Source organism: Stenotrophomonas sp. CCNWLW57 (assembly GCF_037203925.1).
Lineage (GTDB): Bacteria > Pseudomonadota > Gammaproteobacteria > Xanthomonadales > Xanthomonadaceae > Stenotrophomonas > Stenotrophomonas rhizophila_A.
In genome coordinates this window covers 224,803-242,280 of record NZ_JBBCBJ010000005.1, presented here as the reverse complement: position 1 = coordinate 242,280, position 17,478 = coordinate 224,803, and the positions used below count along the sequence as shown (strand labels likewise).

15 protein-coding genes are annotated in these 17,478 nt (G+C 66.6%); 10 read left to right on the top strand and 5 right to left on the bottom strand.

The window, feature by feature from the left end; genetic code table 11:
- Nucleotides 1-6: 6 nt before the first annotated feature.
- The 4 genes from V9K91_RS13835 to yeiP all read left to right on the top strand — a co-directional run bounded on the left by V9K91_RS13835 (nucleotide 7) and on the right by yeiP (nucleotide 4,916).
- The gene (locus tag V9K91_RS13835) at nucleotides 7-900 is read left to right on the top strand and encodes a hydroxymethylglutaryl-CoA lyase (protein WP_068854638.1); all 894 of its coding nucleotides are present in this window, start codon (nucleotides 7-9) and stop codon (nucleotides 898-900) included.
- Complete coding sequence (locus V9K91_RS13830; RefSeq protein WP_336443413.1) at nucleotides 897-3,461, top strand: EAL domain-containing protein; 2,565 nt, start codon at nucleotides 897-899, stop codon at nucleotides 3,459-3,461. The genes V9K91_RS13835 and V9K91_RS13830 overlap by 4 nt, the downstream gene beginning before the upstream one ends.
- Nucleotides 3,462-3,540: 79 nt before the next feature.
- The gene (locus tag V9K91_RS13825; RefSeq protein WP_095363843.1) at nucleotides 3,541-4,311 is read left to right on the top strand and encodes an SDR family NAD(P)-dependent oxidoreductase; all 771 of its coding nucleotides are present in this window, start codon (nucleotides 3,541-3,543) and stop codon (nucleotides 4,309-4,311) included.
- Between the two features lie 38 nt (nucleotides 4,312-4,349).
- Nucleotides 4,350-4,916: an elongation factor P-like protein YeiP gene (gene yeiP, locus V9K91_RS13820; protein ID WP_068851495.1), complete on the top strand. Its 567-nt coding sequence runs from the start codon at nucleotides 4,350-4,352 to the stop codon at nucleotides 4,914-4,916.
- Between the two features lie 14 nt (nucleotides 4,917-4,930).
- Here the strand turns inward: yeiP and V9K91_RS13815 are convergent, their stop codons facing one another.
- The 4 genes from V9K91_RS13815 to V9K91_RS13800 all read right to left on the bottom strand — a co-directional run bounded on the left by V9K91_RS13815 (nucleotide 4,931) and on the right by V9K91_RS13800 (nucleotide 9,288).
- Nucleotides 4,931-5,668 carry an MliC family protein gene (locus V9K91_RS13815; protein ID WP_336443412.1) on the bottom strand — a complete coding sequence of 246 codons (738 nt, stop codon included), beginning with the start codon at nucleotides 5,666-5,668 and terminating at the stop codon, nucleotides 4,931-4,933.
- Between the two features lie 79 nt (nucleotides 5,669-5,747).
- Nucleotides 5,748-7,541 (bottom strand): DUF4105 domain-containing protein, encoded by a 1,794-nt coding sequence (locus tag V9K91_RS13810; protein WP_336443411.1) that lies wholly within the window; start codon nucleotides 7,539-7,541, stop codon nucleotides 5,748-5,750.
- A complete protein-coding gene (locus V9K91_RS13805) occupies nucleotides 7,541-7,837 on the bottom strand; it encodes a DUF2388 domain-containing protein (protein ID WP_068851491.1) in 297 nt (98 codons plus the stop codon). The genes V9K91_RS13810 and V9K91_RS13805 overlap by 1 nt, the downstream gene beginning before the upstream one ends.
- Before the next feature lie 62 nt (nucleotides 7,838-7,899).
- On the bottom strand, nucleotides 7,900-9,288 hold the full coding sequence (locus tag V9K91_RS13800) for an FAD-binding oxidoreductase (protein ID WP_336443410.1): 1,389 nt from the start codon (nucleotides 9,286-9,288) through the stop codon (nucleotides 7,900-7,902).
- Nucleotides 9,289-9,461: 173 nt separating this feature from the next.
- Between V9K91_RS13800 and serA the strand changes: the two genes are divergently transcribed.
- On the top strand, nucleotides 9,462-10,703 hold the full coding sequence (gene serA, locus V9K91_RS13795; RefSeq protein WP_184123757.1) for a phosphoglycerate dehydrogenase: 1,242 nt from the start codon (nucleotides 9,462-9,464) through the stop codon (nucleotides 10,701-10,703).
- Between the two features lie 642 nt (nucleotides 10,704-11,345).
- On the opposite strand, the gene V9K91_RS13790 is transcribed toward serA, so the two are convergent.
- On the bottom strand, nucleotides 11,346-11,930 hold the full coding sequence (locus tag V9K91_RS13790; protein ID WP_306988873.1) for an NUDIX hydrolase: 585 nt from the start codon (nucleotides 11,928-11,930) through the stop codon (nucleotides 11,346-11,348).
- Nucleotides 11,931-12,138: 208 nt separating this feature from the next.
- Here V9K91_RS13790 and V9K91_RS13785 point away from each other — a divergent pair, with 208 nt between their 5' ends.
- The 5 genes from V9K91_RS13785 to mtnC all read left to right on the top strand — a co-directional run bounded on the left by V9K91_RS13785 (nucleotide 12,139) and on the right by mtnC (nucleotide 17,316).
- On the top strand, nucleotides 12,139-13,614 hold the full coding sequence (locus tag V9K91_RS13785; protein WP_068851479.1) for an amino acid permease: 1,476 nt from the start codon (nucleotides 12,139-12,141) through the stop codon (nucleotides 13,612-13,614).
- A gap of 4 nt (nucleotides 13,615-13,618) precedes the next feature.
- On the top strand, nucleotides 13,619-15,043 hold the full coding sequence (locus V9K91_RS13780) for an amino acid permease (protein ID WP_249834205.1): 1,425 nt from the start codon (nucleotides 13,619-13,621) through the stop codon (nucleotides 15,041-15,043).
- Nucleotides 15,044-15,326: 283 nt separating this feature from the next.
- Complete coding sequence (locus tag V9K91_RS13775) at nucleotides 15,327-15,965, top strand: methylthioribulose 1-phosphate dehydratase (protein WP_249834204.1); 639 nt, start codon at nucleotides 15,327-15,329, stop codon at nucleotides 15,963-15,965.
- A gap of 91 nt (nucleotides 15,966-16,056) precedes the next feature.
- Complete coding sequence (locus V9K91_RS13770; protein ID WP_093534507.1) at nucleotides 16,057-16,614, top strand: acireductone dioxygenase; 558 nt, start codon at nucleotides 16,057-16,059, stop codon at nucleotides 16,612-16,614.
- A gap of 3 nt (nucleotides 16,615-16,617) precedes the next feature.
- Nucleotides 16,618-17,316: an acireductone synthase gene (mtnC, locus tag V9K91_RS13765; protein WP_249834203.1), complete on the top strand. Its 699-nt coding sequence runs from the start codon at nucleotides 16,618-16,620 to the stop codon at nucleotides 17,314-17,316.
- Nucleotides 17,317-17,478 lie beyond the last annotated feature (162 nt).

Genomic DNA, 17,478 nt, shown 5'->3' with positions numbered 1-17,478 from the left:
ATCGGCATGGATGATTTCGTACGCATCGTCGAAGTCGGTCCGCGCGACGGACTGCAGAACGAAGCCCAGCCGGTGGCCACCGCCGACAAGATCGAGCTGATCCGCCAGCTCTCGCTGACCGGCCTGCGCACCATCGAAGCCACCAGTTTCGTCAGCCCGCGCTGGGTACCGCAGCTGGCCGATGCGGCCGAGGTCTATGCCGGCATCGAACGCCGCCCGGGTATTGCTTACCCGGTGCTGGTGCCCAACGAGCAGGGCTACGACCGGGCCCGCGCGGTGGGCGTGGAGGAAGTGGCGGTGTTCACCGCGGCCTCGGAAACCTTCAACCGCACCAACACCAATGCCGGCATCGACGAGTCGCTGGCGCGCTTCGCACCGATCCTCGAGCGCGCCCGCGTCGACGGGGTGAAAGTGCGCGGCTACGTGTCCACCGTGCTCGGCTGCCCTTACCAGGGCGAGGTTGCCGTCAGCGAAGTGGTGCGCGTTGCACGCGCGCTGCACGACATGGGCTGTTACGAAATTTCGCTGGGCGACACCATTGGCGTCGGCACCCCGCGCAAGGCCCGCGCCATGCTGCGCGCGGTGGCCAGCGAAGTGCCGATGCCGGCCCTGGCCGTGCATTTCCACGATACCTATGGCCAGGCGCTGGCCAACATCGATGCATGCCTGGAGGAAGGCGTGCGCGTGGTCGATTCGGCCGTATCCGGTGCCGGCGGCTGCCCTTATGCCAAGGGTGCCAGCGGCAACGTGGCCAGCGAAGACGTGGTGTACCTGCTGCATGGCATCGGCATGCGCACCGGCATCGATCTGCCGGCGCTGGCCGCCACCGGCCGCTGGCTGGCCGCACGGCTCGGCCGCGAAACCGGCAGCAAGGCCGGCAGGGCCCTGGCCGCGACATGAGCCGACGCCGCCCGCGCACGGATGCAGCGGTCGGTGATCACCTCACCGGGCACGTCGACGCGCTGGCGGCCCTGGAGGAGGCGCTGGCGCAGCCGCCCGGCGACGACCTGCACGCCCTGCTGCGCGATGTGCAGCAGGCGCTGCAGGAAGCGATGGACGAACGCCAGCTGGCGCTGCGCCGCTACGCGGCACTGTTTGATGCGGTGCCTGATCCGGTCAGCATCCTCAGCGAATCCGGCGTGGTGCTGGATCTCAACAAGGCCGGCATCCGCGCCTATGGCCGGGCCCGCGAAGACATCATCGGCCAGCCGATCGAGCTGCTGAATCCAGACCTGCCCAACGACCACCTCGATCCGGTCTGGGAAGCCCTGCGCCGGGGCGAAACCTATGTCATCGAAGTCACCAACATGCGCGGTGACGGCAGCCGCTTCCCGGTGGAAGTGCATTCAGCCGGCTTCGAGCACCAGGGCGAGCACTGCATCGTGGCGGTGGCGCGCGACCTGAGCAGCCGCTGGCAGGCCGAATCGCGCTACCGGCTGCTGATGGAATCCATCGACAAGGGCGTGATCCTGTTCGACCGCGACCTGCGCGTGATCTCGGCCAACCCGGCCGCGCACCGCATCCTGGGCACGCAGGGCAATGGCGGCAGCCTGGCCGCCATGCTGAGCCCGGACGACTGGATCAGCGTGGACGAGCACGGCCATCCGCTGACCCGCGACCAGTGGCCGGCAGCAGAAGCACTGCTGCGCGGGCGCATCGTCCGCAGCACCATTGTCGGCCTGTACCACCGCCCACGCGGGCGGATGATCTGGATTTCCACCACCAACGTGCCGGTGTACGGCAATGGACGCGACTGCCCCGATCACGTGTTCGGGCTGTTCAGCGACATCACCGAACTCAAGCGCAACAACACCCTGTTCGACCGCGCCCAGTCGCTGGCCCACATCGGCGGCTGGGAATGGGACCGCGGCCTGCAGCGCTTGTACCTCACCGATGAAGCCGCGCGCATTCTTGGCCAGGAGCTGCCGCTGCAGGACATGGCGCACCTGATGGACTGCCTGCGCCTGGACGACCGCTCGCAGCTGCAGCAGGCGCTGCTGGACGTGATCGACCGCCAGGTACCTTTCGAGCTGGAGCTGCAGGGCCAGCGCAGCGACGGGCATTCGTTCTGGGTTCGCATGATCGGCGAGGCCGAGGCCGGCGACGTCAATGCCGCGCGCATCGCCGGCACCGTGCAGGACATCACCTCGCGCAAGCATGCCGAGGAAACCCTGCGCATCCAGGCCCGGACCGACCCGCTCACCGGCATCATGAACCGCGATGCGGTGCTCACCGACCTGGCCACCCGCATGGGCAGCCCCACCCACTGCAAGGTGGGCGTGCTGTACATCGACCTGGACCGCTTCAAGACCGTCAACGACCTGCTCGGCCATAACGCCGGTGATGAACTGCTGATCGATGCCACCCGGCGCATTTCCACGGCGATCGGCACCGAAGGGCTGGTGGCGCGGTTTGGCGGCGACGAATTCCTGGTGGTGTGCGATACCCGCGACCAGCCCGACCAGCCCGAGCGCCTGGCCGAGGCGATCACCCGCGCCTTCTCCACCCCGTTCCGGTTCGGCAGCGACGAGTTCTCGGTCACCACCAGCATCGGCATCGCCCGTGCGCCGCAGGACGGGCTGCGCCCGCAGCAGCTGATCCAGAACGCGGACATCGCGATGTATGACTGCAAGCGGCGCACCCGCAACGGCTGGCAGGTGTTTTCCCCGGAGCTGGCGCAGCGCCAGCACGACCGGCTGCAGATCGAAAGCCGCCTGCACCGCGCGCTGGACGACGACGAGTTCCACCTGGTCTACCAGCCACAGGTGAACCTGCATACCGGCCAGCTGGTAGCCGCTGAAGCGCTGATCCGCTGGCGCAACTCGCAGCTGGGCGAACTGCGCCCGGACATCTTCATCGGCCACGCCGAAAGCACCGGCGACATCGTGCGGATCGGGCTGTGGGTGCTCAACGAGGCCTGCCGCCAGGTACGCCAGTGGCAGGACGACGGCTTGGGCATCGTGCGGGTGGCGGTGAACGTGTCCTACCGCCAGTTCGTCGGCGAGGACCTGGCCCGCAACGTGCGCCAGGCGCTGGACCAGTACGGCCTGCCCGGCAGCGCGCTGGAGCTGGAATTCACCGAGCGGGTATTGATCGAGGACGCGCCCGACACCCTGCAGACCTTCGCGCGGCTGCGCGAGATGGGGGTGCTGCTGACCATCGACGATTTCGGCGAAGGCTACAGCGCGCTCAATTACCTGCGCCGGCTGCCCATCCACGGGCTCAAGCTCAGCCAGATGTTCGTCGAGGGCGTGCCCGGCAACCGCTCGGACGTGGCGGTGTGCGAGGCCGTTTGCGGCATCGCCCGCAGCCTGGGCTTGGGGCTGGTCGCCGAAGGCATCGAATCGGAGGAGCAGCGCCGCTTCCTGCACGGCATGGGGGTCACCGTCGGCCAGGGCTTCCTGTTCGCGCCCGGACTGTCCCCGGACGAATTCGCCCGCCGCCTGCCGCCGCGCCGCTGAGCGCCCGTCTGCGCTGCACAACGGCGAACGGGCCGGCATCCGCTAGAATCGGCGGCTCTTGAACCTGCGGGATCGTGCAATGCAGCTGTCTTCCGTCCGCGCCGTCGTCACCGGCGGTGTTTCCGGCCTCGGCCTTTCGGTGGCCCAGCACCTGGTCGCCCAGGGCGCCAAGGTGGCCCTGTTCGACCTCAATGACGACAAGGGCGCCGCCGCCGTTGCCGAGCTGGGCGCTGCCAACGCCCGCTACTTCAGCACCAATGTCAGCGACGAAACCGCCGTGGCCGCGCAGATCGACGCCGCGCACGACTTCCTGGGCGGCCTCAACGCCGTGGTCAGCTGCGCCGGCATCCTCGGCGCGGGCCGCGTGCTCGGCAAGGAAGCGCCGATGCCGCTGGCCACCTTCCAGAACACCGTCATGGTCAACCTGGTCGGCAGCTTCAACGTGGCCAAGGCCGCGGCCAACCGCATGCAGCACAACGCCGCCGGCGACGATGGCGAGCGCGGCGTGATCATCAACACCGCCAGCGTGGCCGCCTACGAAGGCCAGATCGGCCAGGCCGCCTATGCCGCCTCGAAGGGTGGCGTGGTCGGCATGACCCTGCCGATGGCGCGCGAGCTGTCGCGCTTCGGCATCCGCGTAATGACCATCGCCCCGGGCATTTTCTGGACCCCGATGGTCGATGGCATGCCACCGGCCGTGCAGGAATCGCTGGCCGCCTCCATCCCGTTCCCGCCGCGCCTGGGCAAGCCGGAAGATTTCGCCGGCCTGGTCGGCCACATCCTGACCAACACCTACCTCAACGGCGAGACCATCCGCCTCGACGGTGCGGTGCGCCTGGCACCCAAGTAAGCAAGCACCACTACCTCCCACGAACCGACCTTCATTACATGAAAGCCAACGACATCAAGAAAGGCAACGTCGTCGAATACAACAACGGCGTGTACCAGATCCGCGACATCGAGCGCAGCTCGCCGCAGGGTCGCGGCGGCAACGTCCGCTTCCGTTTCATCATGTACAGCGTGCCCGGTGGCAACAAGCTGGACGCCAGCTTCGATGCCGACGACAACCTGCCGGAAGTCGAACTGCTGCGCCGCCAGTCCACCTATTCGTACAAGGACGGCGATGCGTTCGTGTTCATGGACGATGAGGATTACACCCCGTACACCCTCGATGCCGATGTCATCGGCGATGACGCCGGGTACATCACCGATGGCCTGACCGGCATCTACGTGCAGGTCATCGATGACCAGCCGGTGGCCGTGCAGCTGCCGAGCAGCGTGGTACTGGAAGTGGTCGAGACCCCGCCGGAACTGAAGGGCGGCACCGCGACCAAGCGCCCGAAGCCGGCCAAGCTCAACACCGGCATTGAAATCATGGTGCCGGAGTACATCTCCAACGGCGAGCGCGTGCTGGTCAATACCGCGACCGGTGAATTCGCCGGCCGCGCGGACTGAGGTAGCGCGCTGAATCAGGGGCGCTCGGCCAAGGCCGGCGCCCCTGCGAAATCGCCACAGCCGTGGTACTGGCGTGCGCCCACCGTGAGCATCACCGTGGCGCCGAAGGCCTGCCCGCTCATGTCGTCATGGCAGACCGTGCGCTGGAAGCTGACCTTGATGTCGGTGCCATCGGCGGCCTTGCCCGACCAGCCATCCTTGCCTTGGGTCGGCGACACCACTTCAAACTTCTGCTCGCCGTAACCGGTCTCCACGCGCAGCACCGGCTTTTCGCCTGCGCTGACCTGCGCCAGCCAGCCCGGCTCGTTGCCGGTAGCACGGAACCCGGGCGACGCGGCCGCACTCGCGGCGGCGGCAGCGATCTCCCCTTCCTTGCCCGATCCGGTGCAGCTGCGGTCCGGCTCGCCCTTGAGGGTCAGCGTGCCTTCGGTGGTGCCCTTGGTCCAGAACACGTTGCCCTGCCCGTCGCTGAACTTCGCGCCGGAGGCGGCAGTGTCCGAGGCCATCACGAAAGTACGCCCGCCGACGACCACCGTGGCCGAATCCTGGCCGCGATAGGTCGCCTGCACCGGCAGATCGCCGCACTGGAAGGCGTACACGCGTTCGTCGGAAGTCGGTGCGGCCGCCGGCGGGGGAGCTTCATTGCCGGCCGCGACGGGATCGGGTGCCGCGCTGTCGGCCTGCTGCGCCGGCTGGCACGCGGCCAGGCCGGTGGCGATGGCCAGGCTGAGAATAAGGGGAGATGCGCGCATGTTCGACTCCTTGCCGATGTTCTGGTTCAACCAAGGATCGTAGCCCTGCAGGTGTGAGCGGAGGTGAAACGCGGCCGCTTTACGCCTGTTCGCGTGCCATCTGGCGCATACGGCTTCCCAGCCGGGCCAGCGTGTCGTCGATCGTGGCCAGCTCCTGCTGCTGCGCCGCAGGCAATCGCGCGCGCATCTGCGTCTGCAACGCCGTCCATGCCGGAACGCCGCGTGCGCTGATCTGTTTTGCAGCCTCGGCCGCAATGATGCGCTCCTCCGGGCTCGGCAAGCCATAGCCGTCACCGCCCACCAACCCGGCCGGATTCACCAGCTGCCCGGCATCGTCCAGCAGCGCGAGCAACGCCGCATGCGCTGCATCATCGCCCGCATCCGAACCGCCCAGCGTCCGCTTCAACCCATCGCGCGCACGCAGTTCTTCGCGGTACCGCGCCGCCTGCTCCAGCAACAACAATGCCGAAGTGGCCCGCAATCCGCCGCGGTCCGCCCATTGCGCACGCTGCGCCGCCGGCAATGCCAACCACGCGGTCACTTTCGCCGTCGGCAATGCCAGTTCCGCGCGCGCCACATCAAACAGCTGCTGGTAATGCGACTGCGCCGACGGGAAGTAGTAGCCCATGCGCATCGCGTCGCGCCTGTCCTCCAACACCGCGCCATCCGCACGGCCCTGCCGCTCCAGCCGACGCAGCAGGCCACCGGGGCTGAGCCGGTTAAGGCCGGGATCGGCCCAGCGTGGCACGCCTTCCTGCAGCAGCTTGCCGGTTTCCACCGCGCAGTTGTTGCTGACAAAGCGATACCGCCCAGCATAGCTCCAGTGCACCTGGCCTACGCGTTCCAGCAGACCCGCGATGTCGCTTTCATCAAGCGCCAGCGGCACCGACTTCAGCCCGCGCAGCTCCAGCTGGGTGTACTCGTTGATCACCTGGTTGAGCGGCAGCACGAACAGCCGCGACGGATACGCGCCGGTCAGCCCGCGCCAGCTGGAAATCTGCACATCGCCGACGAAGGCGCGGAACGACAGCACCCGGTGATGCGCCAGATCCAGCCGGCACGCCGGGCCACGCGGGCGCCCCGGCGCGCAGATCACCAGGCGCAGCATGCTGTGACCCCAGCGGCTCATCAGCTGGTCGTTGCCCTCGGCCAGCAGGTAGTCCACCGCATATACCCGCTGCGGATCCAGCTCCAGCAACGAGGCTTCGCCGGTGACATCGCCGGCCTGCACCAGCGCAACGCGCGGGTCGCACGCGGCCTGCGGCCCGGGGCCAATGTGATCTGCAAACCACGCCGCCAGCGCCGGGCGGCGACACGCGAAATCGGCATCGAGCAGGTAATGCTCGGCATTCACCGCCAGGTATTCGGCCGGGCTGTGGCGTTCGTACGGGTCGGGACTGCGTTCGGTGAACGCGTTGCCACCGCGTCCCCATCGCCACGGGTGCTGCTGCCAGCCGGCCAGGTCACGCCAGCGGCTGCTGTACGACCATCCGCCCCCAGCGGCGCGGTCCAGCACGTGGGTCAATTCATGGATCAGCGCCGCCTGCACCGCGCGCGGCAGTGGTTGGCCGGGCTGTACCTCGTCCAGCAGGCTGCGCCGCAGGGTGATCGCATTCCTGCGGGTGCGGCCATGCACCGTGTCGGGAAGCTGGTCCGACCAGGAAAGGGTCACCGGGGCGACGAAGCGCGCCTGCCATGACGCAGGCAGCAGCGCAGGTGCCTGCTGCAGCACCTGCTCGGCGTTCGCCCGCTGGCCAGGGTCAAGCCCGTCCGCCTGCAGCTGAAGCTGCAGGGCGGCATGGGCGGCCGGGGCGGCCAACAACGCCGCCAGGACCGCCGCGCATCGGCGCAGGGCCCAGCGGCGCAGTTGCATCAGCGGGCCAGCAGGGCCTGGGCCAGCTGCATGTCGCTGGCGTCGCGCTGGGCGGCACCGGTTTCGCGCAGGTGCAGCAGCGCCGCTTCCAGGCGGGCGCCACGGATGGCGCCGTCGGTGGCCACGAACGCAGCTGCGTCTTCGCGGGCGTCCACCACCACCTTGTCATCGTCCGAGCTGGACGAACCGGCCGAGGAGGCACCGGACGCCGAACCCGCCGAGGAGCCGGCGAAGCTGGAGGCGAATGCCGAAAGCGGCAGGGCGAGCACGGCAAACAGCAGGATCGATCGCTTCATCTTGGGTTCGTTGAGGACAGGAAGAGGCAAAGCGTATCGGCTGCGTGAAATTCTGTCGCCTGCTACAGGTCGAATACCTTGCCCGGATTCAGCAACCCTTGGGGATCAAACGCACGTTTGACCGCCTTCATCAGCGCGATTTCCGCCTCGCCGCGGGTGCTGTCCAGGTAGCCCTTCTTGACCAGGCCGATGCCATGTTCGGCCGAGATGCTGCCATCAAAGTCCTTCAGCACCCGCGCCAGCAGCTTGGTCACGTGTTCGCACTGCTGCAGGAACTGCGCATCGTCGGTTGCATCGGGCTTGAGCACGTTGATGTGCAGGTTGCCGTCGCCGATATGGCCGAACCAGACCACGTCGAAGTGCGGGTAGGCCTGCCCGATCAACGCCTGGGTGCGCGCCATGAACGCCGGCATCGCCGAAATCCGCACCGAGACATCGTTCTTGTACGGTTTGTAGCGCGCCACCGCCTCGGTGATGCCTTCGCGCAGACGCCACAGCTGCGCGGCCTGCGCATCGCTCTGGCTGACCACGCCGTCGCTGACCCAGCCCTGCTCCATGCAGGCCTCGAACGCGGCCATCGCCGCAGCCTCCTGCACCTCGTCGCCGGCGGCGAACTCGGTCACCACGTAGAACGGATGCACCTCGGCGAACGGCGCCTGCGCGCCATGCGCCAGCACGTGCTCCAAGGCCCGGTCGGTGAAGAATTCGAAGGCCTGCAGCTGCATGCGCTCGCGGAACGCGGCAAACACCTGCATCAGCACCTCGAACGACGGCAGCGCCAGCAGCATCACGTTGCTGGCCGGCGGCGGATCGGTGAGCTTGAGCGTGGCTTCCACGATCACACCCAGCGTGCCCTCGGAGGCGATCAGCAGCTGGCGGAAATCGTAACCGCTGGAATTCTTGATCAGCCCCTTGTTCAGCTCGAGCAGCCCACCGTTGGCGGTGACCACCTTCAGGCCGGCAATCCACTCGCGGGTGTTGCCGTAGCGGATCACCCGGATGCCACCGGCATTGGTGGCGATATTGCCGCCGATCGAGCAGGAGCCGCGTGCGGCGAAGTCGACCGGATAGATCAGGCCGTGTTCGAGCGCCGCGTTGTGGACGGCCTCCAACGCCATGCCGGCCTGCACGGTCAGCGTGCGGTCCACGGCATCGAAGGCCAGCGGCTTGTTCATCCGCTCCAGGCTGAGCACCAGCTCGCCATTGGCCGCGACCGCGCCGCCGCTCAGGCCGGTACGGCCCCCGGAGGGCACCACCGCCACGCCCTGGGCACTGGCCCAGCGCAGGATGGCCTGCACCTCTTCCACGTTGCCCGGCAGCGCGATGGCCAGCGGCGCCGGCGTCCAGCGCCGGGTCCAATCGCGCCCGTAATGCTCCAGCTCGGCCGGCTCGGTGGTGAGCCGCAGCCCGGGGCAGTCCTGCAACAGCAAATCAAGGCGCGGATCAGTCATATGGACAAGGGAACGAGGACAATCCAAAAGGGTAGCGCACGACTGTTAGTCGTGCGACCTCGCCAACAATTGGTCGCATCTGAAACCGTCAACCCTCCCCATGGCGCACCGCACCATCGCCGCCCCGATCTGGCATAGTGGGCAGCTCCCGCCCAACATGCTGCCGCTTGCCCATGTCGCCGAAGAAGACCTCATTCCCGAAGCAGGATATCCGCGTGCTGTTGCTGGAGGGGGTGAGCCAGACGGCCATCGACGTGTTCAGTGCGGCCGGCTATTCGCAGATCGAACTGCACAGCAAGGCCCTGCCCGAAGACGAACTGAAGGCGCGCATCGCCGAAGCGCACATCGTCGGCATCCGCTCGCGCACCCAGCTCAGCGCCGACGTGCTGGCCCATGCCAAGCGCCTGATGGCGGTGGGCTGCTTCTGCATCGGCACCAACCAGGTGGACCTGGAAGCGGCCGAGCTGGCCGGCATTCCGGTGTTCAATGCGCCCTACTCCAACACCCGCAGCGTGGCGGAGCTGGTGATCGCCGAAGCGATCATGCTGACCCGTGGCATTCCGCAGAAGAACGCCGAATGCCATCGTGGCGGCTGGTCCAAATCGGCCGCCGGCAGCCATGAAGTGCGCGGCAAGACCCTGGGCATCATCGGCTATGGCCATATCGGCACCCAGGTCGGCGTGATGGCCGAAGCCATGGGCATGCAGGTGATCTTCCACGACATCGAAACCAAGCTGTCGCTGGGCAACGCCCGCGCTGCCATCGACCTGGACGACCTGCTCGCCCGCGCCGATATCGTCACCGTGCACGTGCCCGAAACGCCGGCCACCCAGTGGCTGATCGGCGCGCCGCAGCTGGCCCGCATGCGCCCGGGCGCGCACCTGATCAATGCCGCACGCGGCACCGTGGTCGACATCGATGCGCTGGATGCGGCGTTGCGCTCTGGCCACATCGGTGGCGCGGCGCTGGACGTGTTCCCGGTGGAGCCCAAGGGCAACGGCGATGCCTTCGTGTCGCCGCTGACCGCGCACGACAACGTCATCCTCACCCCGCACGTCGGCGGCAGCACCCTGGAAGCGCAGGACAACATCGGCGTGGAAGTGGCGGCCAAGCTGGTGCGTTACAGCGACAACGGCAGCACCCTGTCGGCGGTCAACTTCCCCGAAGTGACCCTGCCCGAGCACGAAGACAGCCTGCGCCTGCTGCACATCCACCAGAACGTGCCGGGCGTGCTGTCGAAGGTCAACGAGATCTTCTCGCGCCACAACGTCAACATCGATGGCCAGTTCCTGCGCACCGACCCGAAGGTCGGCTACGTGGTGATCGACATCACCGCCAGCGAAGCACAGGCCGCGGCCGTGCGCGAAGAGCTGGCGGCGATTCCGGGCACGCTGCGTACGCGCGTTCTGTATTGATCGCACTGCCGGCCGCGGACGTGCGCATCAACGCGCACGTTTCGCTCCGCGGTAGGGTCGCATCCCAATCGACTGCCGATAACGGTGATCGGCGCGATGGCGGCATGACCTCTGAACGAAACGCGCTTCTTCGCCAAATGGTCATGCCCTACCGAACGTGGAAACACGGCCGGTGGTCGATCGGGATGCGACCCTACCGGTGCATTGCGTGCTGGTCGATCACGTTCGGCGACTCATTGGTAGGGTCGCATCCCTATCGACCGCCGATAACGGTGATCGGCGCGACAAAGGCATGACCTCCGAACGAAACGCGTTTTTTACGCCAACGGTCATGCCACAACCGAACGTTGCACCACGGTCGGCGGTCGATCGGGATGCGCCCCTACCGATGCGTGCCGATGGATTTCGTGCGATTACCCAAAGGCGGCGCAACGATGATTCGTGCGATGACGCGAACGGGACGGAACGACGGTTCGTGCGATGACGCATTGGTAGGGTCGCATCCCTATCGACCGCCGATAACGGTGATCAGCGCGACGAAGGCATCACCTCCGAACGAAACGCGTTTTTTCCGCCAACGGTCATGCCACAACCGGACGTTCGAACACGGTCGGCGGTCGATCGGGATGCGACCCTACAGGGTCACCGTGCGAGCCAGCGCTTGGCCATGCGCGGCAGCGAATCATCCCCGTCCGGCGTCTCGATCGCGGCATCGGCAACATCGGTGATGTCGCGCCAGGCCAGCGCCAGCGATTCCTCGCTGATCGCGAAGGCCTCGCTTCCCACCGCCCGCACCACGTAGCGCGCGTCGTAGTGCCAGTGGCCGGGCACGTCATGCCGTTCCGGAATCCAGTGCTTGTCGATATCGAACAGCACCGCCCCGTCCTCCAGCACCAGCCCGGCCAGGCCGGATTCCTCCTCGGCCTCGGTCAGCGCCACCCTGGCCAGGTCGCGCACGCCATCGGCATGCCCGCCCAACTGCAGCCAGCGGTTCAACTTCCGGTGGTGGGTCAGCAGCACCCGCGCCCCATCGGCGCTGACCAGCCAGGCGCTGCCGGTGAAATGGCCGGCCAGCCGGTCGCGCAGGAACGGGTTTTCCGGGTCGTCCAGCAATGTGCTGAATTCGTCAGCCAAGGCGGCGTGTTCGGGGTGCCGGCGGGCGTAATCGGCAAGTTGGCCGCGCAGGGCGGCGTCAAGTGCTACAACGGATTCAGGGTTTGACGACATGGCAACCGGGCAATCGGACGGATTTGGCAGATTATCGCCCGGCATGCTGCATTTGCGCTTGTGCGCAGGCTTCAGCTTTGGCTAAGGTACAGCGGGCCGTTCCTTTGGGGCGGCCGGTCACCACTCAAGGGCGCGGCAACGTATCGCGCACTTGCCTTTCGATTTCGCTGGGCCCGCCCCGCACCAACGTCCACCTGGGAAGCACTGCATGCTGAAGTCTCTGTTGAGGGTCAAACCGGTCGAGCCGGCCGGGCACGTCGATGCCGGCGAACCGATTGAAGGCAGCCTGGACGGCGAAGCCTCGCTGAAAAGGACCCTCACGGCGAAACATCTCATCATGCTGGGTATTGGCGCCGTGATCGGTGCGGGTATCTTCGTGCTGACCGGCCAGGCGGCCGCCAATCACGCCGGCCCGGCGGTGATGCTGTCGTTCGTGATCGCCGGCTTCGCCTGCGCCCTGGCGGGCCTGTGCTACGCCGAGTTCGCAGCGATGATGCCGGTCTCGGGCAGCGCTTACTCCTACTCCTACGCCACCCTGGGCGAAGGCATGGCCTGGTTCATCGGCTGGTGCCTGGTGCTGGAATACCTGTTCGCTTCGGCCTCGGTCGCGGTGGGCTGGTCGGCGTACCTCATCAGCTTCATCACCACCACGCTGCACATGCCATTCCCGGACGCGCTCAGCGCGGCGCCGATCAGCTGGACCGGGCAGGAGTTCATCTCCTCCGGCAAGCTGTTCAACCTGCCGGCGGTGCTGATCGTGGCGGCGGTGTCGGGCCTGCTGTACGTGGGCGTGACCCAGTCGGCGTTCGTCAACGCGATCATCGTGGCGATCAAGGTCACGGTGATCTGCCTGTTCATCGGCTTTGGCGCGCAGCACATCGACATGGCCAACTGGACCCCGTTCATTCCGGAAAACACCGGCGTGCCGGGCGAGTTCGGCTGGAGCGGTGTGTTCCGTGCAGCCACCATCGTGTTCTTCGCCTACATCGGCTTCGATGCGGTTTCCACTGCGGCCGGTGAAACCAAGGACCCACAGCGCAACATGCCGATCGGCCTGCTCGGCTCGCTGGCGGTCTGCACCATCGTCTACATCATCGTGTGCGCGGTGCTGACCGGCATGATGCCGTACCACCTGCTGGGTACCGACAAGCCGGTGGCGACCGCGCTGGAGCCGTATGCCAGCCTGTCCTGGCTCAAGACCGCCGTGGAGATCGGCGCCATCGCCGGCCTGTCCTCGGTGGTGCTGGTGATGATGATGGGCCAGACCCGCATCGCCTACACGATCTCGCGCGACGGCCTGATTCCGAAGCTGTTCGGCAAGGTCCACCCGCGCTTCCGTACCCCGTACTGGGCCACGATCGTGGTGGGCGTGCTGGCCGCTGCGCTGGCGGGCCTGATGCCACTGAACGTGCTGGGCGAGCTGGTCTCGATGGGCACCCTGCTGGCCTTCGCCACGGTCTGCATCGGCGTGCTGGTGCTGCGCTACACGCGCCCGGAGCTGACCCGGCCGTTCCGGGTGCCGCTGGTGTGGGTGATCTGCCCGGTGGGCGCGCTGTCGTGCCTGTTCCTGTTCTGGCAGGCGTTCGTGGTGCATTGGCACCTGTTCGTGGGCTGGACGGTGCTGGGCCTGGTGATCTATTTCGGCTACGGCATCCGCCACAGCAAGCTCAACAAGGTGTCGTGATCCCATGCTGAAGCAACTGTGGGCCACCAAGCACCCGCACGCCGCCCATGAAGATGCGAACGGGCTGAGCCTGAAGCGCACGCTGGGGCCCTGGGGCCTGACCGCGCTGGGCATCGGCGCGGTGATCGGCGGCGGCATTTTCGTCATCACCGGGCAGGCGGCGGCCAACCATGCGGGCCCGGCGATCATGCTGAGCTTCGTGCTGGCGGCGATCTGCTGCGCGTTCTGCGCGATGGCGTATGCGGAGTTCGCGTCGATGGTGCCGGTCTCCGGCAGCGCCTATACCTATACGTATGCGACCTTCGGCGAGCTGGCGGCGTGGTTCATCGGCTGGATGCTGGTGCTGGAATACGGGGTGTCGGCGTCGGCGGTGGCGGTCAGCTGGACCGGATACTTCCTGAGCCTGCTGAGTCATTTCGATATCTACCTGCCATCGGCGCTGGTCAGTGCGCCGCTGGATGGGCAGCTGCGCCCCACCGGGGCGATCGCGAACCTGCCGGCGGCGATCCTGGTGCTGCTGCTGACATGGCTGTGCTATGTGGGCATCAGCAAGTCGTCGGCGATGAACATGGCGATGGTGGTGCTGAAGACAGGCCTGATCATTCTGGTGATCGTGGTCGGCTGGAAGTACGTGGACCCGGCCAACTGGACGCCGTTCATTCCGGCCAATGAGGGCCCGGGCAAGTTCGGGTTCGAGGGCGTGCTGCGCGGTGCGGCGATGGTGTTCTTCGCCTATATCGGCTTCGAGGCGGTGTCGGTGGCGGCGCAGGAATCGCACCGGCCGCAGCGCGACATGCCGATCGGCATGCTGCTGTCGCTGGTGATCTGCACGATCCTGTACATCGCGATGGCGGCGGTGATGACCGGGCTGGTGCCGTACACGCTGCTGGGCACGGACGAGCCGGTGGTGACGGCGGTGGCGGCGCACCCGACGCTGGGCTGGTTGCGGGTGGTGGTGGAGATCGGTGCGTTGATCGGGCTGTCGTCGGTGGTGCTGGTGATGGTGATCGCGCAGCCGCGCATCTTCATGATCATGGCCAACGACGGTCTGCTGCCGAAGGTGTTCACGACGATCCACCCGAAGTACCGCACGCCGCACATCAACACGGTGATCACGGGCATCGGCATTGCGCTGCTGGCGGCGCTGTTCCCGCTGGACGTGCTGGGCGAGCTGACCTCGATGGGGACGCTGATCGCGTTCGCGGCGGTCTGCGCGGGCGTGCTGATCCTGCGCCGCACGCAGCCGGACCTGCCGCGCCCGTTCCGCATTCCGGCGGCCTGGCTGATCTGCAGCCTGGGCGTGCTGAGCTGCCTGGCCCTGCTGTCGGCGATGACGATGCACAACTGGATGCTGATGGGGATCTGGACCGTGATCGGGTTCGCCATCTACTTCGGCTACGGCTTCAAGCACAGCCGCCTGCGCGGCTGAACGCCCGAGCTGACTGCAAAGGCCAGAGCCAGAGCGTTGGCTCCGCCTTTACCGTCGGTTTGGCGGTGCGGTGGGGGTTTGCGGGGGACGCCGTAAACCCATCCATGGGGGCTTGGTCGCGGCATCCATGCCGCTCACACCCCCGCAAACCCCCACCGCCCCACCCTTCGACACGCTACGGGTGACGGTGCCAAAGGCAAAATCGGGGTCCGGCGGCCTTTTTGCCGCCCGGGCCTGCGCTCGGAACCTGCTTTTAACGCGCTGCGCCGTTAAAATGCCCGCCATGAACGACACCCCTTACGACACGGCTCGTCTGAGCGAACTGGCCCAGGTGCTGATCGACAACATCCGCGAACTGGCGCAGGCCGGGTGGACGCCGGCGACCAGCAGCAATTTCTCGCACCGGCTGGATGACCGGCATGCGGCGATCACGGTGTCCGGCAAGGACAAGGGCCGGCTGATCGAGGACGACATCATGGTGGTGGACTTCGACGGCAAGGCCGTCGGCCGGCCGCTGCGTCCGTCTGCCGAGACGCTGCTGCATACGCAGCTGTATCGCCGGTTCCCGGAGATTGGCTGCGTACTGCATACCCATTCGCCGGTGCAGACCATTGCCTCGCGGCTGTATGCGGCCAATGGGCATATCCGGTTGGAGGGGTATGAGCTGCTGAAGGCCTTCCATGGCAACAGTACCCATGAAACCGCCGTGGACGTGCCGGTGTTCGCCAACACCCAGGACATGGACGAGCTGGCCGCCAAGGTCGAGCAGAAGCTCGACGAAGGCTGCATGTGGGGCTATCTGATCGACGGGCATGGCCTGTACGCCTGGGGCCGGGACATGGCCGAAGCACGCCGCCACATGGAGGCGTTCGAGTTCCTGCTGTACTGCGAGCTGGAGCTGCGTAAGCTGCGCGGGCCCTGAGCTACATACTCCAGCGTCATCAGGTCGCGCCCCCATTCAGGGCCGGCCGCTGATACTCTTTGAGGTCCCCCTCGCCGTTCAAGCTGCCGCCATGAGCCGACTGCGCATTTACGATCACGATGAACCCCAATCCCCGCTGCTGGATACCCAGGACGGCGCGCTGATTGCCGCCGAGCTGGAGAAGATCGGGGTGACCTTCGAACGCTGGCAGGCGGCCCATGAGGTTTCGCCGGGCGCGAGCCAGGACGAGGTGTTCGCTGCCTACCGCAGCGACATCGACCGGCTGGTGGCCCAGCACGGCTTCAAGAGCGTGGACGTGGCCTCGATCGCGCCGGACAACCCCAACCGCGCCGAGCTGCGGAAAAAGTTCCTGGACGAGCACTTCCACAAGGAAGATGAGGTCCGTTTCTTCGTGGCCGGCTCGGGGCTGTTCACGCTGCACGTGGACGACAAGGTCTATGAGATCGAGTGCGTGAAGAACGACCTGATCGCGGTGCCGGATGGCACCACGCACTGGTTCGACATGGGCGATGAGCCCAGCTTCGTGGCGATCCGCTTCTTCACAGAGCCGGATGGCTGGGTCGGGCACTTCACCGGCACGGACATCGCCCAGAAATTCCCCCGTTACGTTCCGACCAAGGCGTCCTGATCCATGCCCCACCCCACTGTCATCCTCACCGACATCGAAGGCACCACCAGCAGCATTTCGTTCGTGAAGAACGTGCTGTTTCCGTATGCGCGCAAGGCGCTGCCGGCGTTTGTCGCCGCGCATGGCCAGCAGCCGGAGGTGCGTCGCTGGCTGGATGCGGTGGCGGTGGAGATCGGCGGTGCCTGCCAGGACAGCCTCATCGTGGAAACCCTGCAGGGCTGGATCGACCAGGATCGCAAGCACACGGCGCTGAAGGCGCTGCAGGGCATGATCTGGGAAGATGGCTACCGCAACGGCGAGTACAAGGCGCACTTCTATCCGGAAGTGGCGGCAGTGCTGAGCGGCTGGCATGCCGAGGGCAAGCCGCTGTATGTGTACTCCTCCGGTTCGGTGCCGGCGCAGAAGCAGTTCTTTGGCTTCAGCGAGGCCGGCGACCTGACCGGGCTGGTGTCGGGCTGGTTCGACACCGAGATCGGCGGCAAGCGCGAGGCGGAAAGTTACCGCAACATCGTAAAGGCCATCGGCGTGCCGGCCGGGCAGATCGTGTTCCTGTCGGACGTGGTGGAAGAGCTGGATGCAGCCCGTGAAGCCGGCCTGCAGACCCGCCTGCTGGACCGCTTGGACGATTACCCGCTGCCGCGCACCGGCGAAGCCACGCACGGCCACGACCGCGTGGAAAATTTCCAGCAGATCACGCTGTAATCCAGGCCACGCGATCAGTATCGGAATATCGCACGAACGATTTCGGTAGGGTCGGTTCCCAAACGACTGCCGATAGCGGTCGTGACTTCTTTAACGCATGACCTCCGGCGAAAACGTCTCTCCGTTTGAGGTCATGCGTCCCAGCGCCGATCATCGTTACGT